The 25,385-nt window shown below is 69.5% G+C and carries 21 protein-coding genes; 12 read left to right on the plus strand and 9 right to left on the minus strand.

Going from position 1 to position 25,385, the window contains the following annotated elements; genetic code table 11:
* Positions 1-361 precede the first annotated feature (361 nt).
* Positions 362-1,036 carry a class I SAM-dependent DNA methyltransferase gene (locus ACFWV8_RS23200; RefSeq protein ID WP_384205624.1) on the plus strand — a complete coding sequence of 225 codons (675 nt, stop codon included), beginning with the start codon at positions 362-364 and terminating at the stop codon, positions 1,034-1,036.
* A 28-nt stretch (positions 1,037-1,064) separates the two neighbouring features.
* Here the strand turns inward: ACFWV8_RS23200 and ACFWV8_RS23205 are convergent, their stop codons facing one another.
* From ACFWV8_RS23205 to ACFWV8_RS23215, 3 genes are all read right to left on the minus strand, one after another.
* On the minus strand, positions 1,065-1,865 hold the full coding sequence (locus ACFWV8_RS23205; RefSeq protein ID WP_384205630.1) for a sugar phosphate isomerase/epimerase family protein: 801 nt from the start codon (positions 1,863-1,865) through the stop codon (positions 1,065-1,067).
* 13 nt (positions 1,866-1,878) lie between these two features.
* Positions 1,879-2,847 carry a GNAT family N-acetyltransferase gene (locus ACFWV8_RS23210; protein WP_384205637.1) on the minus strand — a complete coding sequence of 323 codons (969 nt, stop codon included), beginning with the start codon at positions 2,845-2,847 and terminating at the stop codon, positions 1,879-1,881.
* 179 nt (positions 2,848-3,026) lie between these two features.
* Positions 3,027-4,088 carry a LacI family DNA-binding transcriptional regulator gene (locus tag ACFWV8_RS23215; RefSeq protein WP_384205644.1) on the minus strand — a complete coding sequence of 354 codons (1,062 nt, stop codon included), beginning with the start codon at positions 4,086-4,088 and terminating at the stop codon, positions 3,027-3,029.
* A gap of 124 nt (positions 4,089-4,212) precedes the next feature.
* On the opposite strand from ACFWV8_RS23215, the gene ACFWV8_RS23220 reads away from it, so the two are divergent.
* The 5 genes from ACFWV8_RS23220 (at position 4,213) to ACFWV8_RS23240 (ending at position 11,538) form a co-directional block, all read left to right on the plus strand.
* Positions 4,213-5,364 carry a Gfo/Idh/MocA family oxidoreductase gene (locus ACFWV8_RS23220; RefSeq protein WP_329387479.1) on the plus strand — a complete coding sequence of 384 codons (1,152 nt, stop codon included), beginning with the start codon at positions 4,213-4,215 and terminating at the stop codon, positions 5,362-5,364.
* Positions 5,361-6,590: a dihydrodipicolinate synthase family protein gene (locus ACFWV8_RS23225; protein ID WP_384205652.1), complete on the plus strand. Its 1,230-nt coding sequence runs from the start codon at positions 5,361-5,363 to the stop codon at positions 6,588-6,590. Before ACFWV8_RS23220 ends, ACFWV8_RS23225 begins: the two co-directional genes overlap by 4 nt.
* 86 nt (positions 6,591-6,676) lie before the next feature.
* Entirely contained in the window at positions 6,677-7,468 is a 792-nt protein-coding gene (locus tag ACFWV8_RS23230; protein WP_384205913.1) for a sugar phosphate isomerase/epimerase family protein, read from the plus strand.
* A 322-nt stretch (positions 7,469-7,790) separates the two neighbouring features.
* Entirely contained in the window at positions 7,791-10,025 is a 2,235-nt protein-coding gene (locus ACFWV8_RS23235; protein ID WP_384205657.1) for an ATP-dependent RecD-like DNA helicase, read from the plus strand.
* Between the two features lie 223 nt (positions 10,026-10,248).
* The gene (locus tag ACFWV8_RS23240) at positions 10,249-11,538 is read left to right on the plus strand and encodes a citrate synthase (RefSeq protein ID WP_329387488.1); all 1,290 of its coding nucleotides are present in this window, start codon (positions 10,249-10,251) and stop codon (positions 11,536-11,538) included.
* A 590-nt stretch (positions 11,539-12,128) separates the two neighbouring features.
* On the opposite strand, the gene ACFWV8_RS23245 is transcribed toward ACFWV8_RS23240, so the two are convergent.
* The gene (locus ACFWV8_RS23245) at positions 12,129-12,383 is read right to left on the minus strand and encodes a heavy-metal-associated domain-containing protein (RefSeq protein ID WP_384205666.1); all 255 of its coding nucleotides are present in this window, start codon (positions 12,381-12,383) and stop codon (positions 12,129-12,131) included.
* A 144-nt stretch (positions 12,384-12,527) separates the two neighbouring features.
* Positions 12,528-13,271, minus strand: coding sequence for a TetR family transcriptional regulator (locus tag ACFWV8_RS23250; RefSeq protein WP_384205669.1), 744 nt, complete (start codon positions 13,269-13,271; stop codon positions 12,528-12,530).
* A 154-nt stretch (positions 13,272-13,425) separates the two neighbouring features.
* Here ACFWV8_RS23250 and ACFWV8_RS23255 point away from each other — a divergent pair, with 154 nt between their 5' ends.
* A complete protein-coding gene (locus ACFWV8_RS23255) occupies positions 13,426-15,726 on the plus strand; it encodes an MMPL family transporter (protein ID WP_384205675.1) in 2,301 nt (766 codons plus the stop codon).
* 114 nt (positions 15,727-15,840) lie between these two features.
* On the opposite strand, the gene ACFWV8_RS23260 is transcribed toward ACFWV8_RS23255, so the two are convergent.
* Positions 15,841-16,038, minus strand: a complete 198-nt coding sequence (locus tag ACFWV8_RS23260) for a MerR family transcriptional regulator (protein WP_329387496.1) — start codon at positions 16,036-16,038, stop codon at positions 15,841-15,843.
* A 252-nt stretch (positions 16,039-16,290) separates the two neighbouring features.
* Positions 16,291-17,202, minus strand: coding sequence for a sugar phosphate isomerase/epimerase family protein (locus tag ACFWV8_RS23265; protein ID WP_384205684.1), 912 nt, complete (start codon positions 17,200-17,202; stop codon positions 16,291-16,293).
* Between the two features lie 126 nt (positions 17,203-17,328).
* On the opposite strand from ACFWV8_RS23265, the gene iolC reads away from it, so the two are divergent.
* The 5 genes from iolC to ACFWV8_RS23290 all read left to right on the plus strand — a co-directional run bounded on the left by iolC (position 17,329) and on the right by ACFWV8_RS23290 (position 23,787).
* The gene (iolC, locus tag ACFWV8_RS23270) at positions 17,329-18,441 is read left to right on the plus strand and encodes a 5-dehydro-2-deoxygluconokinase (protein WP_384205688.1); all 1,113 of its coding nucleotides are present in this window, start codon (positions 17,329-17,331) and stop codon (positions 18,439-18,441) included.
* Positions 18,438-19,319, plus strand: a complete 882-nt coding sequence (locus ACFWV8_RS23275) for a deoxyribose-phosphate aldolase (RefSeq protein ID WP_384205693.1) — start codon at positions 18,438-18,440, stop codon at positions 19,317-19,319. Before iolC ends, ACFWV8_RS23275 begins: the two co-directional genes overlap by 4 nt.
* Positions 19,320-19,399: 80 nt before the next feature.
* Positions 19,400-20,380, plus strand: a complete 981-nt coding sequence (gene iolB, locus ACFWV8_RS23280) for a 5-deoxy-glucuronate isomerase (RefSeq protein WP_384205700.1) — start codon at positions 19,400-19,402, stop codon at positions 20,378-20,380.
* Positions 20,377-22,263: a 3D-(3,5/4)-trihydroxycyclohexane-1,2-dione acylhydrolase (decyclizing) gene (iolD, locus tag ACFWV8_RS23285; RefSeq protein ID WP_384205706.1), complete on the plus strand. Its 1,887-nt coding sequence runs from the start codon at positions 20,377-20,379 to the stop codon at positions 22,261-22,263. The genes iolB and iolD overlap by 4 nt, the downstream gene beginning before the upstream one ends.
* Positions 22,264-22,287: 24 nt before the next feature.
* The gene (locus tag ACFWV8_RS23290; RefSeq protein ID WP_384205711.1) at positions 22,288-23,787 is read left to right on the plus strand and encodes a CoA-acylating methylmalonate-semialdehyde dehydrogenase; all 1,500 of its coding nucleotides are present in this window, start codon (positions 22,288-22,290) and stop codon (positions 23,785-23,787) included.
* A gap of 4 nt (positions 23,788-23,791) precedes the next feature.
* Here ACFWV8_RS23290 and ACFWV8_RS23295 read toward each other — a convergent pair whose 3' ends face one another.
* The gene (locus tag ACFWV8_RS23295; RefSeq protein ID WP_384205718.1) at positions 23,792-24,163 is read right to left on the minus strand and encodes a hypothetical protein; all 372 of its coding nucleotides are present in this window, start codon (positions 24,161-24,163) and stop codon (positions 23,792-23,794) included.
* Positions 24,164-24,272: 109 nt separating this feature from the next.
* Positions 24,273-25,208, minus strand: a complete 936-nt coding sequence (locus ACFWV8_RS23300) for an aldo/keto reductase family oxidoreductase (RefSeq protein WP_384205723.1) — start codon at positions 25,206-25,208, stop codon at positions 24,273-24,275.
* Between the last annotated feature and the right edge of the window lie 177 nt (positions 25,209-25,385).

Raw genomic sequence — 25,385 nt, forward strand, 5'->3', positions numbered from 1 at the left:
GTGGTGCAGTCCTAGACAGCTCCACCACACCGGAGGTCTTCGCCATGATCAAGCCCGACCAGTGTCAACAACGCTCGTGATCAATACACCTAGGGTCTGTCGTTTGGATCTTGCCGGGCTCGCGGTCCCTGGCACGCGCGCTCTCCCCCGTAGCCCCCGAGGGGGGCACGGGAGGTGCCCCCTCCGCGTTGTCTCCCTCCTCCGCCTTGCGATCGCACGCACCAACGGGACATCAGCCGCTGCCGCGGCGGGCGCTCCCTGATCCGGCCTGATCCAAACGACAGACCCTAGGGGTACTGAGCCGTCGGGAATCCCACCCCCTCAACCGCGTTCCGGAGGCGGCCGGTTAACCTCCTCGCCCATGACCGCACCCGAGCCCTCCTTCATCCGCGACACCCGAGCCGGCTACGACGCCATCGCCACCGACTACGCCGAACTCAGCAAGTCCCATCCGGAGGCCGACCCCCTGGGGCGCGCGATCCTCGGCACCTTCGCCGAGTACGTACGGGCCGACGGCGCCGGTCCCGTCGTCGAAGTGGGCAGCGGACCCGGCCAGATGAGCGCCCATATGCGCACGCTCGGCCTGGACATCTCCGGTATCGACCTGTCGCCGGTGATGGTCGCGATGGCCCGCCGGACCTACCCCGAGCTGCGGTTCGACGAAGGGTCGATGACCGACCTGGACCTGCCGGACGGCTCTCTCGCCGGCCTCGTCGCCTGGTACTCGATCATCCACATCGTCCCGGAGCAACTGCCCCACGTCTTCGCGCAGTTCCACCGGGTCCTGGCCCCCGGCGGGCGGCTGCTCCTCGCCTTCCAGGTGGGCGACGAGCCCCGGCACTACGACGAGGCGTTCGGCCACCGCGTCTGCCTCGACTTCCGCAGGCTGTCCCCCGACCGGATCACCGAACTGCTGGACCGGGCAGGCTTTCAGGCGACCGCCCAACTCCTGCGCGAGCCCTACGGCGGGGAGCCGACCCCCCACGCCTACCTCCTGGCCCGCAAGCCCCCGCATCCCCGGCCCGAGCAGCCCTGACCGCTGATCCCGGACCTCCCGGCCTCCGTCAGCGCCCCCGCGCCAGCAGCGCCTCCAGATGCTCGCGCCCGGGGACGAGCAGGCCGGGGAGGTCCGCCGCGTCCGCGTACCAGCGCTTCTCGTACTCCCAGCAGAGCCATCCGTCGTCGCCGTCCCCGGCGTACAGGCCGACACACTCACCCAGCGGAAGCACCCCCGCACCCAGCGCCAACGGCGTGGTGTCCTCCGCCGACGCGATGTCCTTCACCTGCACGTAGCCGAGGTGCGGCGACAACGACGCATGGCTGGCGACGGGGCGTTCACCACCGAGCCAGGTGTGCATCACGTCCCAGAGCGCACCCACCTGCTGGTGTCCGACCAGACCGAGCACCCGCATCGCGTCCGCGCCCGTGCGATGGGAGTCGTGCGTCTCCAGCAGGATCCGCACCCCCGACTCCGCGGCGAGGGGCGCCGCCGCGGCCAGCCGACGGGCGGCCGTGGCGTCGGCGGCACCGGGGTCCTGGTCACCGCCGCCCGGGAAGACACGTATGTACGAGGCGCCCAGGTCGCGCGCCAGCCAGATCAGTTCGTCCAGCTCCCGGCTCAACTCCTCCTCGTCACCCCCTTCCGCCGCCACCCGCGCATAGCCCGCCACCGTCAGGATCTCGACCCCGTGACGCTCGAACTCATCGACCACGGCGGCCCGTTCACCTGCTCCGATGCCCGGATGCACGGGCTCCTCCGGATGGGCGCGCAGCTCCACACCCTGATAGCCGGTCCGATCGGCCAGGGCGACGACCTCGGGGATCGGAAGACCGGGGACGCCGAGGGTCGAGAAGGCGAATTTCATTCCGTCTTTCCTTTCACGACAGAGGGCCTGCCTCCGACTCGTCGACAAGCGGGAGCCGCCAGTCCTGGCCGACCAGATCCGCTCCGTAGGAACGGTGCGGCTCTTCGGCGACGAGGGTGAACCCGGCCCGCACGTACAGCTTCCGGGCGGCGGTCAGGATGTCGTTGGTCCACAGCACCACCTCCCGATACCCCGCCTCGCGCGCGAAATCCACGACCGCTCCGATCAGCCGCTCGCCCAGCCCGTGCCCCCGCGCCTCCGGCTCGACGAGCAGGAGCCGCAGCCGCGCTGTGCCGGGGGACTCGTCCCGTACACACATCACCGAGCCCACCGGACGGCCGTCGAGCTCGGCTATCCACACCCGCTCCAGCCGCTCGTCCTGATCCGCCGCGAAGTCGGCGACGATCCTGGCGACCAGTCCCTCGAAAGCGCTGTCCCACCCGTACTCCGCCGCGTACACCGCGCCGTGCCGCTGCACGATCCAGCCCAGATCGCCGGGGGCCGGCTCGCGAAGCACCGGCCCGTCACGCCGGCCGGCCTTCCGGCCCGCGTCGGTGTCCTCGTGGACGCTCAGCAGCTCCCTGGCCGTCCGCAGCGCCTCCACGAGACGCGGACGCTGGTCCGGCTCGACCCGGTCCAGCAGGGCGCCGACCGATTCCCGCGAACGTTCGTCGAGCAGCGCGGCGGTCCCGCGCCCCTGCGGTGTCAGTGTGACCCGCTGCCGCCGCGCGTCCTGCTCGGACGGGGTGCGCTCGACCAGTCCGTCCCGCTCGAATTTGGTGAGCATTCTGCTCAAATAGCCCGCGTCCAGCGACAGTTCGGCACGGAGCTCGGCCGCGTCCGTACGTGGCGTGTGCGCGAGCTCGTACAGCAGCCGCGACTCGGTCAGCGTGTACGGCGTGTAGAGGTGCTTGCTGTAATTCAGCGCGCCGATGAGGTTCGTATAAAAGCGGTTGAACGCGCGAATCTCCTGAATGCTCATGGAGGTCCCCCGACCCTTCGCTCGTATATTTTTCTTGACTGAGTCAACGGTACGCCGGGGTCGCCAAGATCGGCAAGACACTCGATCGGGTGAACCCGCCCCGTGCTCGTCCCGCCCCGTCCCGCCCGCGCTGGCCCCGCTCGGCCCCGCCCCGGTTTTCCTCAGCCCCGTACCCGTCCTCAGCCCCGCGGCGGCGCCGTCGAAGCCCGCGCCATCAATTCCGCGGCGATCGTCGCGATCCCGCCCGGCGGCGGAGCCTCCGTCCCCATCGCGAGCCGGCCGGCCCGTGCCCCCGCCTCGTACAGGGGCAGCCGCACCGTCGTCAGCGCCGGTACCGCGTCGACCGAGAACGGCAGATCGTCGAAGCCCGCCACCGAGATGTCCTGCGGAATGCGCAGCCCCTGGTCGCGCACCGCCGCACACGCGCCGAGAGCCACCGTGTCGTTCGCCGCGACAACCGCTGTCAGATCCGGCGCGCGCCGCAGCAGCTCAAGCGTCGCCTCGTAGCCCGAGCGCCGGTCGTAGGGGCCGTGCACCGTCAGCTCATCCTGCTCGTCCGTCACTCCCGCCGTGGTCAGCGCCGACCGATGGCCCTCCAGCCGGTGCCTGGTGGTGGTGCGTTCCGCCGGCCCCGCGACGTATCCGATCCTGCGGTGTCCCAGCGCCAGCAGATGCTCGGTGAGCCGCCGCCCGCCGCCCCGGTTGTCGAACGCCAGCGACGCGAGGACCGCGCTGCTGCCCGGCAGCGGAGGCCGCCCGCACAGCACCACATGCGTTCCCGCGTCGGCGAGCTTGGTCAGCTTGGCCGACATCGCCGCGATATGCCCCGGATCTTCGAGGGCGCCACCCGTGAGGATCACGGCGGCGGCCCGCTGGCGCTGGAGAAGGGTGAGATAGGTCAGCTCCCGCTCCGGGGAGCCGCCCGTGTTGCAGACGACCGCGAGCTTCTCGCCGCCCGCCCGTCCGCTTCCCTCCAGACCGCCGATCTCGGTCTGCGCGGCCCCGGCCATGATCCCGAAGAACGGGTCGGCGATGTCGTTGACCAGGATTCCGACCAGGTCGGACGTGGCGGCGGCGAGCGAGCTGGCCGGCCCGTTGAGCACATAGTCCAGCTCGTCGACCGCCCGCAGCACGCGCTCCCTGGTGGACGCGGCCACCGGGTAGTTGCCGTTCAGTACGCGGGAGACCGTGGCGGGCGACACCCGGGCGCGGGCGGCCACATCGGCCAGGGTGACGGTCATCGGCTGTTCCTCCGGAAGGTGGGTGACGCGGCGGATCGGCGCCGGACTCTTGTCCGGTCGCTTTCGGCAGGCTAGCTTCATACCTTATAGAAAGCGCTTGCTACCGCCGTATGGAGGGAACTTCGTGACACGCAGGACAGTGCGGATCGCCATGAACGGCGTCACGGGGCGGATGGGGTACCGGCAGCACCTGGTGCGTTCCATCCTCGCGATCCGCGAAGAGGGCGGACTGGACCTCGGCGACGGTGACGTGCTCTGGCCCGAGCCCGTCCTCGTCGGCCGCCGTGAACACGCGCTCAGAGAGGTCGCCGAACGGCACGGCCTCACCGAGTGGTCCACGGACCTCGACACCGTCCTCGCCGACGACAGCGTCGACATCTACTTCGACTCCCAGGTCACCTCCGCGCGGGTCGAGGCCATCAAGAAAGCCGTTGCCGCCGGGAAGCACATCTATACGGAGAAGCCCACCGCCACCGACCTCGAAGGCGCCCTCGATCTGGCCCGCCTCGCCCAGAGCGCCGACATCAAGCACGGCGTCGTCCAGGACAAGATCTTCCTTCCTGGCCTGCTGAAGCTGAAGCGCCTCATCGACGGCGGCTTCTTCGGCCAGATCCTCTCCGTACGGGGCGAGTTCGGTTACTGGGTCTTCGAAGGCGACTGGCAGGAGCCGCAGCGGCCGTCCTGGAACTACCGGACCGAGGACGGCGGCGGCATCACCGTCGACATGTTCCCGCACTGGGAGTATGTCCTGCACGAGCTGTTCGGCCGGATCAACTCCGTGTCGGCGCACGTCACCACGCACATCCCGCGCCGCTGGGACGAGCAGGGCAAGCCCTACGCCGCCACCGCCGACGACTCCGCCTACGGGATCTTCGAGCTGGAGGGCGGCATCGTCGCGCAGATCAACTCCTCCTGGGCGGTACGCGTCAACCGGGACGAGCTCGTCGAGTTCCAGGTCGACGGCACCCACGGCTCGGCGGTCGCCGGACTGCGCCGCTGCCGCGTCCAGCACCGAAGCGCCACCCCCAAGCCCGTCTGGAACCCGGACCTGGCCGCCACCGAGTCCTTCCGTGACCAGTGGCAGGAGATCCCGGACAACACCGAGTTCGACAACGGCTTCAAGGCGCAGTGGGAGCTCTTCCTGCGTCACATCACACTCGGCGAGCCGTACCGCTGGGACCTGCTCGCCGGCGCGCGGGGCGTACAACTCGCCGAACTCGGGCTCAAGTCCTCGGAGCAGGGACGCCGCTTCGACGTGCCGGAGCTCTCGCTGTGACCACCCGAACCCCACCCTCCACACAGCCCGCCCCGGCCTCCGTAAGGAAGCCGGGGCAGGGACTCCGGCTCCCGGACGCGGACGGCCGGCTGCGCACGTACCAGCCGCGCCGTGAACCGGCCGCCTTCACCACCAAGGGCGCCGCCGCGGCCCAGCTCGTCTCCCGTACGGTCTTCTCCGCCGCGCATGTCGTCGCCGACCCGTACGCCGACAGCAGCCCCGGAGCGCCGGTCGTCGTCGACTGGGACACCACGCTCGCCTTCCGCCGCCATCTGTGGTCGCACGGCCTCGGGGTCGCGGAGGCGATGGACACCGCGCAGCGCGGCATGGGTCTGGACTGGGCTGGAGCGGCCGAGCTGATCCGCCGTTCGGCGGCGGAGGCGCGGTCGACCGGCGGCCGGATCGCGTGCGGGGTGGGCACCGACCAACTGGCGCCGGGAGCACATTCTTTGGAGGAGGTGCGGGCGGCGTACGAGGAACAGCTCGCGCTCGTCGAGGAGACCGGCTCCCAGGCCATCCTCATGGCCTCACGCGCGCTCGCCGCCGCGGCAGGGGGTCCCGAGGACTATCTGGCCGTCTACGCCCATCTGCTGCGGCAGGCGGACGAACCCGTCGTGCTGCACTGGCTCGGCCCGATGTTCGATCCGGCGCTGGAGGGCTACTGGGGCAGCGCGGATCTCGACGCGGCCACCGAGACGTTCCTCCAGGTGATCTCCGAACACCCGGACAAGGTCGACGGGATCAAGGTCTCGCTGCTGGACGCGCGCCGTGAGGTCGAGCTGCGCCGGCGGCTCCCGCAGGGCGTGCGGTGCTACACCGGCGACGACTTCAACTACCCCGAGCTGATCGCGGGCGACGAACGCGGCTTCAGTCACGCGCTGCTGGGTATCTTCGACCCGCTCGGGCCGGTCGCCGCCGAAGCCGTACGTGTCCTGGACACGGGTGACACGAAGGGCTTCCGGGAACTGCTCGACCCGACTGTCGAGTTGTCCCGCCATCTCTTCCAGGCGCCCACGCGCTTCTACAAGACGGGTGTCGTGTTCCTCGCCTGGCTGGCCGGGCACCAGGACCACTTCGCCATGGTCGGGGGCCTCCAGTCCGCGCGTTCGCTGCCACATCTCGCGCGGGCCTACGAACTGGCGGACGGGCTGGGCCTGTTCCCGGACCCGACGGTGGCCGAAGCCCGGATGAAGTCCCTGCTCGGTGTGTACGGAGTGGACCAGTGACGGACATCGACGAGCCGACCGAGGCAGCCGCCGACGCGACCGCGAGCACACCTCCGGGCGACCTCAGCCGCTTCAGCATCAACCAGATGACGGTCAAACAGCTCACCCTCCCCGAGCTCATCGAGGCGTGCGTACGCCTCGGTGTGCCGGGTGTCGGCCTGTGGCGGGAGCCCGTACAGGCCTACGGCCTGGATGCCGCCGCCAAGCTCGTGCGCGACGCCGGTCTCGCCGTCACCACCCTGTGCCGCGGCGGCTTCCTCACGGCCATCGCCCCCGCGGCACGGGCGGACGCCCTGGACGACAACCGCGCGGCGATCGACGAGGCCGTGACCCTGGGCACCGACACCCTGGTCCTGGTGTCGGGCGGGCTCCCGCCCGGCAGCCGCGATCTGTACGGCGCGCGGGAACGGATCGCGGACGCGCTGGAGGTCCTGGCGCCGTACGCCGGGGAGCGTGGCGTACGGCTGGCGATCGAGCCGCTGCACCCGATGTACGCCTCCGACCGCTGTGTCGTCTCCACTCTCGATCAGGCGCTGGATCTCGCGGAACGCTTCCCCGCCGATCAGGTCGGGGTCGTCGTGGACACGTACCACGTGTGGTGGGACGACCGGGCCCCGGCGGCGATCGCCAGGGCGGCGGACCGGATCCACTCCTTCCAACTGGCCGACTGGACCACCCCGTTGCCGGCCGGTGTGCTGAACGGCCGCGGTCTGATCGGCGACGGGGCGATCGATCTGGGGGCCTGGCGCGAACGCGTCGACGCGGCCGGGTACGACGGACCGATCGAGGTCGAACTCTTCAACGACACCCTGTGGGTGCGGGACGGCGCGGAGCTGCTGGCCGATGTGGCGGAGCGGTATGTGCGGCATGCGCTGTAAGGGGGGCCACCCTGTCGCGACGAAGGCGATCTCATAGGTAAATGTTCACTTCTGTCATCTTCTGTCGTTATTTCTTACGCCAGAAAAAATTACCGCCCGCAATCGTGCAACCCTTTCGCGGTGACGGCGGTCGTATAGGGCATCAAGGCTTCCGGGGAGGGGTCCGGGGGGATCGGGAAGCCTTGTCCGGAGGGGGGAGCGCGCGGGGCCCGGTCCTGGGGACCGGGCCCCTGAAGCTGTCCGGACCTTCTCGGGGCCCTGCCCGACGGGGAGTTGTCCACAGGCGCGTCCCGCTGTCGTACCCGGGCGGTAGCGTCGGATCATGTCCAATCTGGCCGTGCTCGAAGGCGTTCTTGAGCGGATCACGTACAGCAACGAGGAGAACGGCTACACGGTCGCCCGCGTCGACACCGGCCGTGGCGCCGATCTGCTGACCGTGGTCGGATCGCTCCTCGGCGCGCAGCCGGGGGAGTCGCTGCGCATGGAGGGCCGCTGGGCCTCCCACCCCCAGTACGGCAAGCAGTTCACTGTGGAGAACTACACGACGGTCCTGCCCGCGACGATCCAGGGCATCCGCCGCTATCTCGGCTCCGGTCTGATCAAGGGCATCGGCCCGCGCATCGCCGAGCGGATCGTCGACCATTTCGGCGTGGACACCCTGGAGATCATCGAGAAGGAGCCCAAGCGGCTCGTCGAGGTCCCGGGCCTCGGACCCAAGCGGACGAAAATGATCGGCGCCGCCTGGGAGGAACAGAAAGCCATCAAGGAAGTCATGATCTTCCTTCAGGGCGTCGGAGTCTCCACCTCGATCGCCGTCCGCATCTACAAGAAGTACGGCGACGCCTCGATCTCCGTCGTGAAGAACGAGCCCTACCGGCTGGCCGCCGACGTCTGGGGCATCGGCTTCCTCACCGCCGACCGCATCGCCCAGGCCGTCGGCATCCCGCACGACAGCCCCGACCGCGCCAAGGCCGGACTGCAGTACTCGCTCTCCCAGTCCACCGACCAGGGCCACTGCTTCCTCCCCGAGGAGCAGCTCATCTCGGACGCGGTGAAGCTCCTCCAGGTCGACACCGGTCTTGTCATCGACTGCCTGGCCGAGCTCGCCGCCGAGGAGGAGGGAGTCGTCAGGGAGAAGGTGCCGGCCCCCGACGGGGGCGAGCCGGTCACCGCCGTCTATCTGGTGCCTTTCCACCGCGCCGAGTTGTCCCTCTCCGCCCAGCTGCTGCGGCTGCTGCGCGCCGGGGAGGACCGGATGCCCGCTTTCCAGGACGTCGTCTGGGAGAAGGCCCTGCCCTGGCTCGCGGGGCGTACGGGCGCGGAGCTGGCGCCCGAGCAGGAAGCCGCGGTGCGCCTCGCCCTCACACATAAGGTCGCCGTCCTCACCGGCGGGCCGGGCTGTGGGAAGTCCTTCACGGTCCGCTCGATCGTGGAGCTGGCCAGGGCCAAGAAGGCCAAGGTGGTGCTCGCGGCGCCCACGGGACGGGCGGCCAAGCGCCTCGCCGAGCTCACCGGCGCCGAGGCGTCCACGGTCCACCGGCTGCTGGAACTCAAACCGGGCGGGGACGCCGCGTACGACAGGGACCGGCCGCTCGACGCCGATCTGGTCGTGGTCGACGAGGCGTCCATGCTGGACCTGCTGCTCGCCAACAAGCTCGTCAAGGCCGTGGCACCCGGTGCACATCTGCTGCTCGTCGGTGACGTGGACCAGCTGCCCTCGGTGGGGGCGGGAGAAGTGCTGCGGGACCTGCTGGCCGAGGACGGCCCCGTACCGCAGGTGCGGCTGACCCGGATCTTCCGGCAGGCGCAGCAGTCGGGCGTGGTCACCAACGCCCACCGCATCAACTCCGGGGTCCAGCCCATCACTCAGGGCCTCAGCGACTTCTTCCTCTTCGTGGAGGACGAGACGGAGGAGGCCGGGAAGCTCACGGTGGATGTCGCGGCCCGCCGCATCCCCGCAAGGTTCGGGCTCGACCCCAGGCGCGACATCCAGGTGCTGGCCCCGATGCACCGCGGCCCGGCCGGCGCGGGCACGCTCAACGGGCTGCTCCAGCAGGCGATCACCCCCGCCCGGCCCGAGCTGCCGGAGAAGCGGCTCGGCGGCCGGGTCTTCCGCGTCGGGGACAAGGTCACCCAGATCCGAAACAACTACGACAAGGGGCAGAACGGAGTCTTCAACGGCACGGTCGGGGTCGTGACCTCACTGAATCCGGACGACCAGCGTCTGACGGTGCGTACGGACGAGGACGAGGAAGTGCCGTACGACTTCGACGAGTTGGACGAGCTGGCGCACGCGTACGCGGTGACGATCCACCGTTCGCAGGGTAGCGAGTACCCGGCGGTGGTCATCCCGGTCACCACCGGCGCCTGGATGATGCTCCAGCGCAACCTGCTCTACACGGCTGTCACCAGGGCCAAGAAGCTCGTGGTCCTGGTCGGCTCCCGGAAGGCGATAGGGCAGGCCGTCCGCACGGTCTCGGCCGGCCGCCGCTTCACCGCGCTCGACCACCGGCTCTCGGGCAGCCTCCAGACCCGAAGCTTCCAGCGGGACATTTAGAGTCCGTCGTTTGGATCAAGTCGGCGCCCGCGTCGGCGCCGACAATGACCGTCCCGGACTTTCGGAACCGGGGCGAAGGGGGCAGGATGTGAAAGTTGGCGGCACTCAGTGCCGCGAATAGGCCTAATGGTCGACCCCGAGTGCACTCTCCTGAGCCAAATGGGGGATGGTAGAGACAGTCAGGGCACCTCGAAGAAGAGGCACTACGTCGGTGAGGGATGACGTGAGCGACAACTCTGTAGTACTGCGGTACGGCGATGGCGAGTACACCTACCCGGTGATCGACAGCACCGTCGGCGACAAGGGCTTCGACATCGGGAAGCTGCGGGCCCAGACCGGCCTGGTGACTCTGGACAGCGGCTACGGCAACACCGCCGCCTATAAATCCGGCGTCACCTATCTTGACGGTGAACAGGGCATCCTCCGGTACCGCGGCTACCCCATCGAACAGCTGGCCGAAAGCTCGACCTTCCTTGAGGTGGGCTACCTGCTCATCAACGGGGAACTTCCGAAGGTCGACGAGCTGGCGTCCTTCAAGAACGAGATCACCCAGCACACGCTGCTGCACGAGGACGTGAAGCGCTTCTTCGACGGCTTCCCCCGTGACGCGCACCCGATGGCGATGCTGTCCTCCGTGGTCAGCGCGCTGTCGACGTTCTACCAGGACAGCCACAACCCCTTCGACGAGAAGCAGCGTCATCTCTCGACGATCCGGCTGCTGGCCAAGCTGCCGACGATCGCGGCGTACGCCTACAAGAAGTCGATCGGTCACCCCTTCGTCTACCCGCGCAACGACCTCGGTTACGTCGAGAACTTCCTGCGTATGACGTTCTCGGTCCCCGCCCAGGAGTACGAGCTGGACCCGGTCGTGGTCTCGGCCCTCGACAAGCTCCTGATCCTGCACGCGGACCACGAGCAGAACTGTTCGACCTCCACCGTGCGTCTGGTCGGCTCGTCGCAGGCAAACATGTTCGCCTCGATCTCCGCCGGCATCAGTGCCCTGTGGGGCCCGCTGCACGGTGGCGCCAACCAGTCGGTGCTGGAGATGCTTGAGGGCATCCAGGCCAACGGCGGCGATGTCGACTCCTTCATCCGCAAGGTGAAGAACAAGGAGGACGGCGTCCGTCTGATGGGCTTCGGCCACCGCGTCTACAAGAGCTTCGACCCCCGGGCGAAGATCATCAAGGCGGCGGCGCACGATGTCCTCTCGGCGCTCGGCAAGTCCGACGAACTGCTGGACATCGCGCTGAAGCTGGAGGAGCACGCGCTCTCCGACGACTACTTCGTCTCCCGCAACCTCTACCCGAACGTGGACTTCTACACGGGTCTGATCTACCGGGCCATGGGCTTCCCGACCGAGATGTTCACCGTGCTGTTCGCGATCGGCCGGCTCCCCGGCTGGATCGCCCAGTGGCACGAGATGATCAAGGAGCCCGGTTCCCGTATCGGCCGCCCCCGCCAGATCTACACCGGCGAGGTCCTGCGCGACTTCGTCCCTGTCGAGAGCCGCTGAACCCTCGTCCGACGGTGCTCGCTGCCGGACCGCCGGCCACCGCGAACCGGAGGCCGCCGCTGCGCAGCAGAAAGCGCCCCGCTTCCCGATCCCCCCACGGGTCGGTATAGCGGGGCGCTTCCCATATCCCCGGAGCGGATTCCCCCCACGGGATCCGGGCCGGGCGTCTGCGGTTGCCGGCAGAAGCCAGTTTCACGCGGTCTGCCGGGGTACGTACGAACCAGGGGGGCCGCTCAAAGCTCCCTAGTTGCACGTCCCCCGGCCAACGCTTGCCTGAGACATCCCCCAAGACATCTCATGAACGTCCCCCAAGACGTTCTCGGCATCGCCTCTTAGACTCGCGAGCTGCCCGGATGGTTACCCCCAAATCTATGTGATCTAGATCTCTTTGTGAAGGTCCTGTGCCTCATGTGAAGGAGCCGGATCGCAAATTGTTCGTTGCTACGAAAACAGATGAAAACGTGGGGTGCCAAACCCGCTGATAACGCGGCTGAGCTGGGCTGTTGTGGCCGGAGGGCGGTAGAAACGACCGGAGGCCGCACGCGGCCGGGGTCGAATCCGGTCGTCTGCGGCCTCCGGGGCGAGGTCGGTCAGGCCTGGCCCGACAGCTCGTAACCCGCCTCGTCGACCGCCGCGCGCACGGCGCTCTCGTCCAGCGGGGCCTGGGAAATCACGGTCACGCGGCCGGTGGTGGCCTCGGCCTTCACGGACGTGACGCCGTCCAGTGCGGAGATCTCGTCCGTGACCGCGCCTTCACAGTGCCCGCACGTCATTCCGGTGACCGCGTACACCGTGGTGACGGCGCCTGTCGCTGTCTCCGTCTCGATCTTCGTTTCTGCGGTCATGGCGTTCTCCTCCGGGGGTGAGCGTGCGAAAGAAGGGTGCGTCGGAGGGCTGTGTGAACGCCGCAGCCCGCCGATACGTCCGACTATACCCCTAGGGGGTATGGATGGCGAGTCTAAGCAGCGGTGCCGGGCCGGCGTACGGAGTCAGGAGCCCGGTGTCGCTGTTCTCTGCGGCGCCGGGCAACGGGGAAGCGCGTCGCCCACGACAGGTTCCAGATAGCGGAACATGGCGGTCTTCAGTTCCCCGATGTAGGCCTCCCGCTCCTCGCCCTCGTGCGCCAGGATCAGATCCATGCCGCCCATGAACAGGGCGAAGGTGAACTCCGCCGTCCTCGTGCGCTCCGCCTGCGGTGTGTCGGGCAGGTAGCTGCCCAGCATCTCCTCGACCCGGGTGAGCAGGGTGGAGTGCAGGACGGCGTGTTTCTCCGTCACCTGCCCCGGGATCTCGGATCCGTGCATCAGGACCGGGAACGCCGGATTCTCGCAGTTGAACGTGATCAGCGGATCAAGGACGGCGTCCAGCAGCTCGGGGAGCGGCAGATCCATGTGGGTCGGTGTGAGTGCCCGGCCGTACGTCGTACGCCAGCGATTGAGGAGTACGTCGCCCAGCTCGACGGCGATTGCTTCCTTGTTCGGGAAGAACTGGTAGAGCGTGCCGGGCGAGACGCCCGCTTCCCGGGCGATGGAGTTGGTGCTCGCCGCCGTGTAGCCGCTCGTGCAGAAGACGCGGCCCGCCGCTTCCAGGATCTGTGCGATACGGCGCTCGCCGCGGGCCTGGCGGCGGCGCGGCCTCCCCGCGTCGGCGGAGTCGCCGCCGTCGCCGCCCGCCTTGGTCGCGCTGTCCTGGACGCCTCGCTCCACGGCTCCGCCTCTCCTCGCTTCAGGCACGTGAACTCCCAGGATCCCTCGATCGGTTGGCGGTGGTTGACAAATGCGAGTCCCCGCTCGCATTCTTGGTGAATGCGAGCGGTCGCTCGTGTTTTCCAGTCTATGGCAGTCGCTGACCCATGCCCGTGGGTCATGGTGAAGGGGACACCGCACTATGTCCGAAGTCAACGGGGGGCCGCGAATCGGCGGCTGGACCCGGTTCGTCACGGCGCGTCCACGGCTTTCGCTGCTGGTCGCCCTGGTGATCACGGCGCTGGCGGTCTTCGCGGGGAGCGGGGTCGGCGACCGGATGGGCAGCGGAGGGTGGGAGGACCCCGCCGCTTCGTCGACGTACGCCACGAAGGCGCTGGAGCGAGAGTTCCCGGCCTCCCAGCCGAATCTGCTGCTCCTCGTCGACGCGGGCGACAGAGGGGTGGACGACCCCGCTGTGGCCGCCGAGGCCGAGCGGCTGACCGAGCGGCTGTCCGCCGAGAAGGGTGTTGTAGGCGTCGGGTCGTACTGGCAGACGCGGACGCCCGCTCTGCGCGCCGAAAAGGGGGACGAGGCGCTGATCGCGGCCAGGATCGTGGGCGAGGAGAAGGAGGCCGGTGAGACCCTGGAGCGGATCGCGCCCGAATTCCGTGGCACCCAGGGCCTGTTGGAGGTCTCGGTCGGCGGGCCGGTCGCCGTGCGGCACGACATCCAGACGATCATCCAGGAGGACCTGCTCCGGGCCGAGCTGATAGCCCTTCCGGTCACGCTGGTCCTGCTCGTGATGGTCTTCGGCAGCGCGGTCGCGGCCCTGTTGCCGCTGGGTGTCGGCATCGTCGCCATCCTCGGGACCAACGCCGTGCTGCGCGGAATCACCGAGATCACGGATGTGTCGGTCTTCGCACAGAACCTCACCACGGCTCTGGGGCTCGGACTGGCCGTGGACTACGCGCTGTTCATCGTGCGCAGATTCCGGGAGGAGCTGGCCGATGGCGCCGAGGTGCGGGACGCGGTGGGGACCACGCTGCGCACCGCCGGCCGGACGGTGCTGTTCTCCGCGCTGACGGTGGCGGTGTCGCTCGCGGCCATGATGGTCTTCCCGCAATACTTCCTTCGCTCGTTCGCCTACGCCGGGATAGCGGTGGTGCTGCTCGCCGCCGCTGCCGCGCTGATCCTGCTGCCGGCCGCGCTGATGCTGCTCGGCCATCGGATCAACTCCCTCGACCTGCGAGGGCTGTTCACCCGCGTACGCAAGCGTTCGGCGCCCGGCGACGCGACGGCGGACGGATCCCGGCCGGGAGCGGCGAAGGCGGGGGAGGCGGGCCGGGGCTGGGGGCGTGCGGCGGCGCTGGTGATGCGCAGGGCTCCGCTCTTCGCCGTCGGGACCGCCACGGCTCTGGTCCTGCTCGGACTGCCTTTCCTGGGCGTCAAGTTCGGCACGGCCGACGACCGGCAGCTGCCGACGAGCGCGGAGTCCCGGGTGGTCCAGGAGGACATCAGGAGTGGCTTCTCCGGCAGTCCCGGGGGCGGGCTTGAAGTGCTGGGCGAGGGCGGGGCGACCTCCGCCGAGTACGCGGACTACCGCGACCGGGTGGCCGGTCTGCCGGACGTGCTGCGGGTCGACGGCCCTGTCGTCTCCGGCGACCACGCGTACTTCACCGTGCTGCCGCGTGGCGAGGCGGTGGGCCCGGAGGCGCAGAGGCTCGTCCGTGAACTCCGTGCCGAGCCGGCGGCCTTCGACACCTCCGTCACCGGCACCGCCGCCGTACTGGTCGATTCGAAGGACGCCATCGCGGACCGGCTGCCCCTGGCCGCGGGCATCATCGTCCTGGTGACGCTGCTGCTGGTCTTCCTGCTGACGGGCAGCGTCCTCATCCCGATACAGGCGGTGGCGCTGAACGCGCTCAGTCTTACGGCGATGTTCGGGGCGGTCGTCTGGGTCTTCCAGGACGGCAATCTCTCGGGACTGCTCGGTTTCACCTCGACCGGCGACATAGAGACGACGCTTCCGGTGCTGATGTTCTGCGTCGCCTTCGGGCTCTCCATGGACTACGGGGTCTTCCTGATATCCCGGATCAAGGAGGAGTACGACCGCGGTGGTGACCACGAGCGCTCGGTCATATTCGGGCTTCAGCGCACCGGCGGGCTGATCACGGCGGCGGCGGTGATCCTGGCGGTGGTCATGGTCGCCATCGGCGCCTCGCGGGTGACGAACACCAAGATGCTCGGGCTCGGGATCGCGCTCGCCGTGGTCATGGACGCGATGGTGGTGCGCAGTCTGCTGGTCCCGGCGGTCATGAAGCTGACGGGCAGGGCGACATGGTGGGCGCCGGGGCCGCTGCGCCGCTTCCACGACCGGTTCGGGGTGAGCGAGGGCGAGGCACGTCCGGAGGCCGTGACGGACGGCGCCGCCGGGGCCGGGGCATCCGACGGGCCTGACGGGTCTGTGTCCGGGGCCGGTGAGCGGGACAAGGCCAGGGTCTGAGTCGGTCTGAACGGTACGGGGCCGAGGGCCTCGTACCCCACCACGGGGGTGTGGGGTACGAGGCCCTCGGAACCGGTCGCCGTACAGAGCTGGCGCGGGGTCAGATCCCGGGCCTCACTCTCTGCGCCCTCTGTTACCCGGGCGTTTGGCCACCCAGGAGCGGATGGTGTCCGCGTACCAGTAGGGCTTGCCGTTCTCCACATGGTCCGGCCGCGGAAGCAGACCATGCTTGCGGTACGAACGGACGGTGTCCGGCTGTACCCGGATGTGTGCGGCGATCTCCTTGTAGGACCAGAGATTTCTGTCCGTCATGCGTGGCACCTCCCTGAGTCCGCCGCAGCGGCGGCCGGGGCCGTCCGCTGGGCTGCGACTCAAACGCTGGTGATCACTGAGCCTGTGCCCGTTGAACGACGCAGAGTGACCGTGGGGGAGGGGCTGTCGCGCCACTGTGACGGAAAACCCGCGTAATGGAGATAAGCGTGACGTCGAGCGGACGTCTGTGACAGAAGCGACGCATCGGAAAAGGGTGAACCAATGGTCCAACTGTTCGACGTGGGTGCCGAGTTAGGCGCCGCACGAGCGCAGGAAGCGGCGCGTGCGCTCAGCGATCGGGAAGGGCTTGTCTGGCGGGCACGGATACATGTCCTGCTCCACGATGGCGAAGAGATCGACACCCAGTTTCTGGGCCGCCGTCAGCACCGGTCCCAGCGCGGGCACTCCGGTCGGCGGCTCGCACATCACGCCCCGTCCGACGGCCGGCCCGAACGGTACTTCGCCCGCGACCACATCGGCGAGGATCTCCGGATCCACCTGCTTGAGATGCAGATAGCCGATCCGCTCCCCGTAGGTCTCGATCAGCTTGACGCTGTCGCCGCCGCAGTACGCGTAGTGCCCGGTGTCCAGACACAGTGACACCAGATCGGGATCGGTGGCGTCGAGGAAACGGCTGACGTTCTCCTCGCTGTCGATGTGGGTGTCGGCGTGCGGATGGACCACGATGTTCAGCCCGAAGCGGTCGCGCACCTCGTGGCCGAGCCGTTCGGTCTGGGTCGTCAGGTCGTGCCACTGCGCGGAGGTCAGCGTCCGGTCCTCCAGCACCTGCCCCGTCTTGTCGTCACGCCAGAAGGACGGGATGACGACCAGATGGTCCGCGCCCATCTCCCTGGTGAGCGCCGCGATGTCGGCGACATGCGCCCAGGTCGTGTCCCAGACGGCGGGGCCGTGGTGGAGTCCGGTGAACACGGTGCCCGCCGAGACCTTCAGACCGCGCGCGGCCGTCTCCTCGGCGAGGCGGGCCGGATCGGTGGGGAGGTAGCCGTAGGGGCCGAGTTCGATCCACTCGTATCCGGCCTCGGCCACTTCGTCGAGGAAACGCTGCCAGGGAACCTGCTGGGGATCGTCGGGGAACCACACGCCCCAGGAGTCAGGTGCCGACCCGACCCTGATGCGGTCCAGCGGGGGTACGGAGGAGGTCATGGCGGTCAGCCTCCCGGCCGCTCGAGAAGAGTGTCAAGCCTTCGTCCGAATGTAAGGACAAAACGTTGACAGAGGTCGGGAGGGAGCACTAGACCTGGGTCGGGCCGTCGAAACGAGGGGACGCGCATGCCTGAGCCGTACGACGTGATCACCATGGGGCGGATCGGCGTTGACCTCTATCCGCTGCGTATCGGAGTCCCGTTGGCGCAGGTCGACACCTTCGGGAAGTTCCTCGGCGGTTCGGCGACGAACGTGGCCGTGGCCGCCGCCCGGCTCGGCCGCCGGAGCGCGGTCATCACCCGCACCGGACGGGACGCGTTCGGCGACTATCTCCACCACGCCCTGCGGGAGTTCGAGGTGGACGACCGGTGGGTGACACCGGTCGACCGGTGGCCCACCCCGGTGACGTTCTGCGAGATCTTTCCCCCGGACGACTTCCCGCTCTACTTCTACCGGCAGCCCAAGGCGCCCGATCTGGAGATCCACCCGGACGAGTTGGACCTGGACTCCATCCGGTCGGCACGGATCTTCTGGATGACGGGTACGGGCCTGTGCGAGGAGCCCAGCAGGGCCGCCACGCTGACGGCGCTGCGTACGCGCAGCGAGGCACGCGCACGCAACGCCGACGAGCGTCAGTCCGGGCAGCGGCCCGGAACCGCCGTCACCGTCTTCGATCTCGACTGGCGCCCGATGTTCTGGAGGGCACCCGGCGATGGCTCCGGCGCCCCGGCTTCCGAGGACTCAGCCCCCACCGGCGCACCCGATGATCCGCGAGCCCTCATGGCCGCCGCCCGGCCCCTGTACGAGCAGGCCCTGCGCCACGCCACGGTCGCTGTCGGCAATCTGGACGAGTGCGAAGTCGCCGTCGGAGAGCGCGAACCGTACGCCGCGGCCCAAGCGCTCCTCGCCGCGGGACCCGAACTGGCCGTCGTCAAACAGGGCCCCAAGGGCGTTCTCGCCGTCCACCGCGACGGCACGACCGCCGAGGTGCCGCCCGTCCCCGTCGAGGTCGTCAACGGCCTCGGCGCCGGGGACGCCTTCGGCGGCGCCCTCTGCCACGGGCTGCTGGCGGGCTGGGACCTGGAGCGCGTCATGCGGTACGCCAACGCCGCCGGTGCCATCGTCGCCGCCCGGCTTGCCTGTTCGTCCGCCATGCCGTACGCCCGGGAAGTCGTCCAGGTCCTTGGCGGCGGCCCGGTCCCCACGCCGGGAACGCTGCCCCCGGAGGCTGCCCTGTGACCCGAGTCGACGCGTCGGATCTCGTACGGATCCGTGCGCACCATCCCGAGGCGGTCGCCGAGGCCGCCGCCCGCCGCAGCCGCCGCCCCCTGCTGCGCCCCGGCGGGCGGCTGATGATCGTCGCGGCCGACCACCCGGCGCGTGGCGCCATGGCCGTCGGCAACCGCCGGCTGGCCATGGCCAACCGTGTCGACCTGCTGGAGCGTCTCTGCCTCGCGCTGTCCCGCCCCGGCGTGGACGGCGTCCTCGCCACCTCCGACATACTCGACGACCTGCTGCTCCTCGGTGCCCTGGAGGACCGTGTCGTCGTCGGTTCCATGAACCGAGGCGGCCTGGCCGGCGCCGCCTTCGAACTGGACGACCGTTTCACCGGTCACCGCGCCGAGGACATCGCCCGTCTCGGCTTCGACGCGGGCAAGCTGCTGCTGCGTATCGACTACGAGGACGAGCGTTCGGCGGACACCCTCCTGTCGGCCGCGCGCGCCGTGGACGCCATGGCGGAGCGCCGGCTGCCGGTCTTCGTCGAGCCGTTCATCTGCCGCCGCAGGGACGGACGGCTCAGCAACGACCTGACGGCCGAGGCGGTGACCCGCTCCATCGCCATCGCCTCCGGCCTCGGCGGCACCTCCGCGTACACCTGGCTGAAACTGCCCGTCACCGAGAATCCCGACGACATGGCCCGGGTGATGGAGACGTCCACCCTGCCCGCCGTCCTGCTCGGCGGTGAGATCGGCGACGACCAGGAGGGCGCGTACGAGAAGTGGCGCAAGGCGCTGCGCCTGCCCACGGTGCAGGGCCTGGTCGTGGGGCGCTCGCTCCTCTATCCGGTGGACGGCGACGTGGGGGCGGCGGTCGACACCGCCGTGGGCCTGTTGTAGGGGGCCCGGGGCCGGCGGACGGAGCGGCTGTAGGGGTCGCGGGGAGAGTAGGCAGACGTGCGGAGGGATACGGAACGACCATGACGACGGACACCGACACCGGCTCGGACACCGGCTCCGACGGTGAGTTCCTGGAACGGCACGTGCGCGCGGGCAGCGCGCCGAACGGACCGTACGCGCTCGACATCGAGCCGCGCCGGGCCGGCTGGCTACACAGCGCCCTGCGCGTCCTCGACCTGCCGCCCGGCGGTACACACACGCTGGACAGCGGGGACAGTGAGTGGATCGTGCTTCCGCTCAACGGCGGTTGTACGGTGCACACGCAAGGCGAGATCTTTGAACTGCTGGGCAGAGAAAGCGTGTTCAGCTCCGTCACGGACTTCGCGTACGTTCCGCGTGACGCCCACGCCCAGATCGCCTCCGGTGCGGGAGGCCGCTTCGCCCTGGCAGGAGCGAAGTGCGAGCGACGACTCCCCGCTCGCTACGGCTCCGCACCGGAGGTTCCGGTCGAACTGCGGGGCAGCGGCAACTGTTCCCGCCAGGTCAACAACTTCGCCGCCGCCGACACCTTCGACTGCGACCGGCTGATCGCCGTCGAAGTCCTCACGCCCGGCGGCAACTGGTCGTCGTACCCGCCGCACAAGCACGACGAGAACCACCCCGGCGTCGAGTCGGAGCTGGAGGAGATCTATTACTTCGAGATCGAGGACGGCGGCCTCGGCTACCACCGCGTCTCGCCCTCCAGGCCCGGCGGTACGGATGTCCTCGCCGAGGTCCGGACCGGCGACACCGTCCTCATCCCCGACGGCTGGCACGGCCCGTCCATCGCCGCCCCCGGCCGCACCATGTACTACCTCAACGTGATGGCCGGACCGGGCGAGACCAGACAGTGGCTGATCCGCGACCACCCCGACCACGGCTGGATCCGCGACACCTGGCCCGGACAGGCGGTCGATCCCCGGCTGCCGATGTACGGAGCGCCGCGACAGCCGGCGCCGCAGGGACCGCCGAGTCACCCTCCTTATGAGGACAAGGACAAGGACGAGGAGACCCACCGATGAGTACGCGCCGCCTCACCGTGGCCCAGGCACTGATCGCCTTCCTGTCCCGCCAGTACACCGAACGCGACGGCAGCCGCCGCCGGCTGATCGACGCCACCTGGGGCATCTTCGGCCACGGGAACGTGGCGGGCATCGGCCAGGCGCTCGTCCAGGCCGGCCCGGACATGCCGTACTTCCAGGGCCGCAGCGAACAGGCCATGGTCCATGCCGCCGTCGGCTACGCCCGCCAGAGCAACCGCCTCTCCACTCACGCCGTGACCACCTCCATCGGCCCCGGCGCCACCAATCTCGTCACCGGGGCGGCCCTCGCCACCATCAACCGGCTGCCCGTGCTGCTGCTCCCCGGCGACATCTTCGCGACGCACCCCGCCGACCCCGTCCTCCAGCAGCTCGAAGTGCCCCACGCGGGCGATGTCTCCGTCAACGACGCGCTCCGCCCGGTGTCGAAGTACTTCGACCGCGTCTCGCGGCCGGAGGCGCTCATCCCGGCCGCGCTCGCGGCGATGCGGGTCCTCACCGACCCCGCCGAGACCGGCACGGTGACCCTCGCACTGCCGCAGGACGTACAGGCGGAGGCGTACGACTGGCCGGAGGAGTTCTTCGCCGAGCGCGTCTGGCGGGTGCGCAGGCAGGGCCCCGATCCGTACGAACTCGCCGACGGCGCCGAGGCCGTGCGCGCCGCGCGGCGTCCGCTGCTCGTGGCGGGCGGCGGCGTCCACCACAGTGCGGCCGAGGACGCGCTGGCCACCTTCGCGACGGCGACCGGCATCCCCGTCGCGTCCACCCAGGCAGGCAAGGGCTCCCTGCGCCACGACCACCCGGCGGACGTCGGCGGGATCGGCCACACCGGCACCGCCACCGCCGACGAACTGGCCCGCACCGCCGACCTGGTGATCGGCGTCGGCACCCGCTGGTCCGACTTCTCCACGGCGTCCGCGACGCTCTTCTCGAATCCGGCCGTCCGCTTCCTCAACATCAACGTCACCGGCTTCGACGCCCACAAGCTCGCCGCCGCCCCCCTCGTGGCCGACGCCCGCACCGCCCTGGAGCAACTCACCGGGGCCCTCTCGGACCATCGCGTGGACGCCGCCTACGCCACCGAGTACGCGGAGGACAAGGAGCGCTGGGAGCACCGCGTCGACGCGGCCTTCGACACCTCGGAGGACCTGGTACGGCCCACCCAGCCGCAGGTCCTCGGACTGCTCGACGCGCTCGTCACGGACGAGGACATCGTCATCAACGCGGCGGGATCGCTCCCCGGCGACCTACACAAGCTGTGGCGCTCGCGCTCCCGCGACCAATACCACGTCGAGTACGGCTATTCGTGCATGGGCTACGAGATCCCTGCCGCCATCGGCGTGATGCTGGCCGACCCGGGGCGCCCGGTCTGGGCACTGGTCGGCGACGGCACGTATCTGATGAACCCCACCGAGATCGTCACCGCCGTCCAGGAACGCCTCCAACTGAAGCTGGTGATCCTTCAGAACCACGGCTACGCGTCGATCGGCGGTCTCTCCGAGTCCGTCGGCGCGGAACGGTTCGGTACGGCGTACCGCTTCCGGGAGGCCGACACCGTCGGCTCGCCGACCTACACGGGCGATCCCCTCCCGGTCGATCTCGCCGCCAACGCGGCCTCGCTCGGGATGCGCGTGATCCGCGCCAAGACCATCCGTGACCTGCGAGAAGCCCTCGCCCTCGCGCGCGCGTCCGACGTCCCCACATGTGTCTACGCGGAGACCGAAACGGCAGACACTGTGTCGGGCGCGCCCCCCGCGCAGGCGTGGTGGGATGTTCCCGTGGCCGAGACGGCGACCCGCGCGCCGGCGGTCACAGCACGCGAGGAGTACGACCGGAAGGCCGCCGCCCGCCGCCGCCACCTCTGACCGATGGACCCGAAGGAGCAGGCAATGAAGACCGTCAACCACTGGATCGGTGGCAAGACCGTCGAGGGCGCGTCGGGCAACTGGGGCCAGGTCACCGACCCGGCGACCGGCGCGGTCACCACACAGGTCGCGCTCGCCTCCGCGGAGGAGGTGGACGCCGCAGTCACGGTGGCGAAGGCCGCGTACGGCACCTGGGGCACGTCCTCCCTCTCCACACGCACCGGCATCCTGTTCAGCTACCGCGCGCTCCTCGACGCGCACCGGGACGAGATCGCCGCGCTGATCACCGCCGAGCACGGCAAGGTCCACTCCGACGCCCTGGGCGAGGTCGCGCGCGGGCTGGAGATCGTCGAGCTGGCCTGCGGGATCACCACCCAGCTCAAGGGCGAGCTGTCGACACAGGTCGCCAACCGGGTCGACGTCTCCTCGATCAGGCAGTCGCTGGGCGTCGTCGCCGGCATCACGCCGTTCAACTTCCCCGCGATGGTACCGATGTGGATGTTCCCGCTGGCCATCGCCTGCGGCAACACCTTCGTACTGAAGCCGAGCGAGAAGGACCCGTCGGCGGCCAATCTGCTGGCCGAACTCGCCGCCGAGGCGGGCCTGCCGGACGGGGTCCTCAACGTCGTCCACGGCGACAAGGTGGCCGTCGACTCCCTCCTCGCGCACCCGGACGTCGCTGCGGTCTCCTTCGTCGGCTCGACGCCGATCGCCCGCTACATCCACGCCACCGCCTCCGCCAACGGCAAGCGCGTCCAGGCCCTCGGCGGCGCCAAGAACCACATGCTGGTCCTCCCCGACGCCGACCTGGACGCGGCGGCGGACGCGGCCGTCTCGGCGGCGTACGGCTCCGCGGGCGAGCGCTGCATGGCGATCTCGGCGGTCGTCGCGGTGGGCGCCATCGGCGACGAACTCGTGAGCAAGATCCGCGAACGCGCCGAGAAGATCAAGATCGGCCCCGGCACCGACCCGGCCTCCGAGATGGGCCCGCTGATCACGGCCGCCCACCGCGACAAGGTCGCGTCGTACGTGACGGGCGCCGCCGCACAAGGCGCCGAAGTCGTCCTGGACGGCACCGGCCTGCGCGTCGAGGGGTACGAGGACGGCCACTGGATCGGCCTGTCCCTCCTCGACCACGTCTCGACCGACTCCGACGCCTACCGCGACGAGATCTTCGGCCCGGTGCTCTGCGTGCTGCGCACCGAGACGTACGACGACGGCGTCGCCCTCGTGAACGCCTCACCCTTCGGCAACGGCACGGCGATCTTCACCCGCGACGGCGGCGCGGCCCGCCGCTTCCAACTGGAGGTCGAGGCGGGGATGGTCGGCGTGAACGTGCCGATCCCGGTGCCGGTGGGCTACCACTCCTTCGGTGGCTGGAAGGACTCGCTCTTCGGCGACCACCACATCTACGGCAACGACGGCGTGCACTTCTACACCCGAGGCAAGGTCGTCACAACCCGCTGGCCGGACCCGGCGGACGCCCCGTCGGGCGTGGACCTGGGCTTCCCCCGCAACCACTGACCCGTTATTCGGTGCCGGTTCTGGCCTGGTGCAGCAGCTGAGCCATCAGCAGGGCGCCTCCCGCCGCCGCCCCTACCGCTCCCACGGCCAGGAAACCGCGGGAGGAGCGCCAGGACAGTACCGACCACCGCGATTGCGCGGAGAACAACGATCCTGTACTCAGCCACGACCCGGTGGAGATCAGCGACAGGGAGGACCCGATCGAGCCGACCGACAGGGCACTTCCGATCGAGCCGATCGACAAGACCGACCCGACGGACCCCACGGACAGCACCGATCCCACCGAGCCGATCGACAACACCGAGTCCTGAGACCACAACGAAAGCGCTGAAACTGAGGAGCGAGGGCGGACCGACCGTACGGACAGCTTTGTCATGAGGCCATTTTGCCCGCCGGTCGCTCCGTCTCAGGGTTGTTTGTCGATGACGCGGGTCTCGGGTGGGAATCTTCCGGCGTCTGGCTCAGGTGCCGCCCCGCATCCGGATTCAGGGAACGAGGTGGCCCCCGGCGCGGAACAGTTCGTACCACTCGGCCCGGGTGAGCTGGAGTTCGGAACCCTGGGCGGCGCCCGCGACGCGCTCCGGGCTGGTGGTGCCGAGCACGACCTGCATCCGAGCGGGGTGGCGGGTGATCCAGGCGGTCGCGATCGCGATGGCGGGGACGTCGTACTTGCCGGCGAGGCGGTCGATGACGGCGTTGAGCTCGGGGTAGTCCGGCGAGCCGAGGAAGACACCCGTGAAGAAGCCGGCCTGGAAGGGGGACCACGCCTGGATGGTGATGTCGTTCAGCCGGCAGTAGTCGACGATCCCTCCGCCGTCGAGGGTGGCCGCCTGCTGCTCCGCGAGCATGTTCGCGGCGACCCCTTGAGCGATGATCGGCTCGTGTGTGATCGAGAGCTGAAGCTGGTTGGCCACGATGGGCTGACGCACGTACTTGCGCAGCAGGTCGATCTGGCGTGGGGTCTGGTTCGAGACACCGAAGGCGCGCACCTTGCCCGAGGATTCGAGCTCGTCGAAGGCGCGGGCAACCTCTTCGGGCTCGACAAGCGCGTCGGGGCGGTGCAGCAGCAGGATGTCGATGCGGTCGGTCCGCAGGGCCGCGAGTGAGCCCTCGACCGATTTGACGATGTGTTCGTAAGAGAAGTCGTAGTACGGCCCGTCCGTCACGATTCCCGCTTTGGTCTGGATCGTGATCTCGTCGCGCTGCGACGGGGTCAGCGCCATAGCCTCGGCGAAGCGCCGTTCACAGCCGTGCAGTTCGCCGCCGTAGACGTCGGCGTGGTCAACGAAGTCGATGCCCGCGTCGCGCGCGGTGCGGACGAGTTCGCGGACGTCGTCGTCCGTCTTGTCGGCGATACGCATTAGGCCGAGTACGACGTTCGGCGCGAGGATGTCGGTGCCGGGCATGGTGAAGGTCTTCACGACGGCTTTCCTTTCGGGTGTTCAGATCTGCGCGGTACAAACGGAGCCACTGTAGAGGGCGGAGGATCCATCGGTGCCGAGCAGCGCGTTGTGACGCTACGCCGATGAGGCCCCCGAAGCCGCGTCCCCCTGCTCCGCGATCGCCCGCCTGAAACCGGCGCGCCGGGCAAGTCGAGT

This window comes from Streptomyces sp. NPDC058665 (assembly GCF_042714995.1).
Lineage (GTDB): Bacteria > Actinomycetota > Actinomycetes > Streptomycetales > Streptomycetaceae > Streptomyces.

What these genes read in the sequence shown, in the direction of transcription:
- ACFWV8_RS23245 (WP_384205666.1), bottom strand. Translation starts at nt 12,383, where the DNA reads ATGACCGCAGAAACGAAGATCGAGACGGAGACAGCGACAGGCGCCGTC.
- ACFWV8_RS23210 (WP_384205637.1), bottom strand. Translation starts at nt 2,847, where the DNA reads ATGAGCATTCAGGAGATTCGCGCGTTCAACCGCTTTTATACGAACCTC.
- ACFWV8_RS23290 (WP_384205711.1), top strand. Translation starts at nt 22,288, where the DNA reads ATGAAGACCGTCAACCACTGGATCGGTGGCAAGACCGTCGAGGGCGCG.
- ACFWV8_RS23215 (WP_384205644.1), bottom strand. Translation starts at nt 4,088, where the DNA reads ATGACCGTCACCCTGGCCGATGTGGCCGCCCGCGCCCGGGTGTCGCCC.
- iolD (WP_384205706.1), top strand. Translation starts at nt 20,377, where the DNA reads ATGAGTACGCGCCGCCTCACCGTGGCCCAGGCACTGATCGCCTTCCTG.
- ACFWV8_RS23230 (WP_384205913.1), top strand. Translation starts at nt 6,677, where the DNA reads ATGACGGTCAAACAGCTCACCCTCCCCGAGCTCATCGAGGCGTGCGTA.
- ACFWV8_RS23265 (WP_384205684.1), bottom strand. Translation starts at nt 17,202, where the DNA reads ATGACCTCCTCCGTACCCCCGCTGGACCGCATCAGGGTCGGGTCGGCA.
- ACFWV8_RS23200 (WP_384205624.1), top strand. Translation starts at nt 362, where the DNA reads ATGACCGCACCCGAGCCCTCCTTCATCCGCGACACCCGAGCCGGCTAC.
- ACFWV8_RS23260 (WP_329387496.1), bottom strand. Translation starts at nt 16,038, where the DNA reads ATGACGGACAGAAATCTCTGGTCCTACAAGGAGATCGCCGCACACATC.
- ACFWV8_RS23295 (WP_384205718.1), bottom strand. Translation starts at nt 24,163, where the DNA reads ATGACAAAGCTGTCCGTACGGTCGGTCCGCCCTCGCTCCTCAGTTTCA.
- ACFWV8_RS23255 (WP_384205675.1), top strand. Translation starts at nt 13,426, where the DNA reads ATGTCCGAAGTCAACGGGGGGCCGCGAATCGGCGGCTGGACCCGGTTC.
- iolB (WP_384205700.1), top strand. Translation starts at nt 19,400, where the DNA reads ATGACGACGGACACCGACACCGGCTCGGACACCGGCTCCGACGGTGAG.
- iolC (WP_384205688.1), top strand. Translation starts at nt 17,329, where the DNA reads ATGCCTGAGCCGTACGACGTGATCACCATGGGGCGGATCGGCGTTGAC.
- ACFWV8_RS23205 (WP_384205630.1), bottom strand. Translation starts at nt 1,865, where the DNA reads ATGAAATTCGCCTTCTCGACCCTCGGCGTCCCCGGTCTTCCGATCCCC.
- ACFWV8_RS23235 (WP_384205657.1), top strand. Translation starts at nt 7,791, where the DNA reads ATGTCCAATCTGGCCGTGCTCGAAGGCGTTCTTGAGCGGATCACGTAC.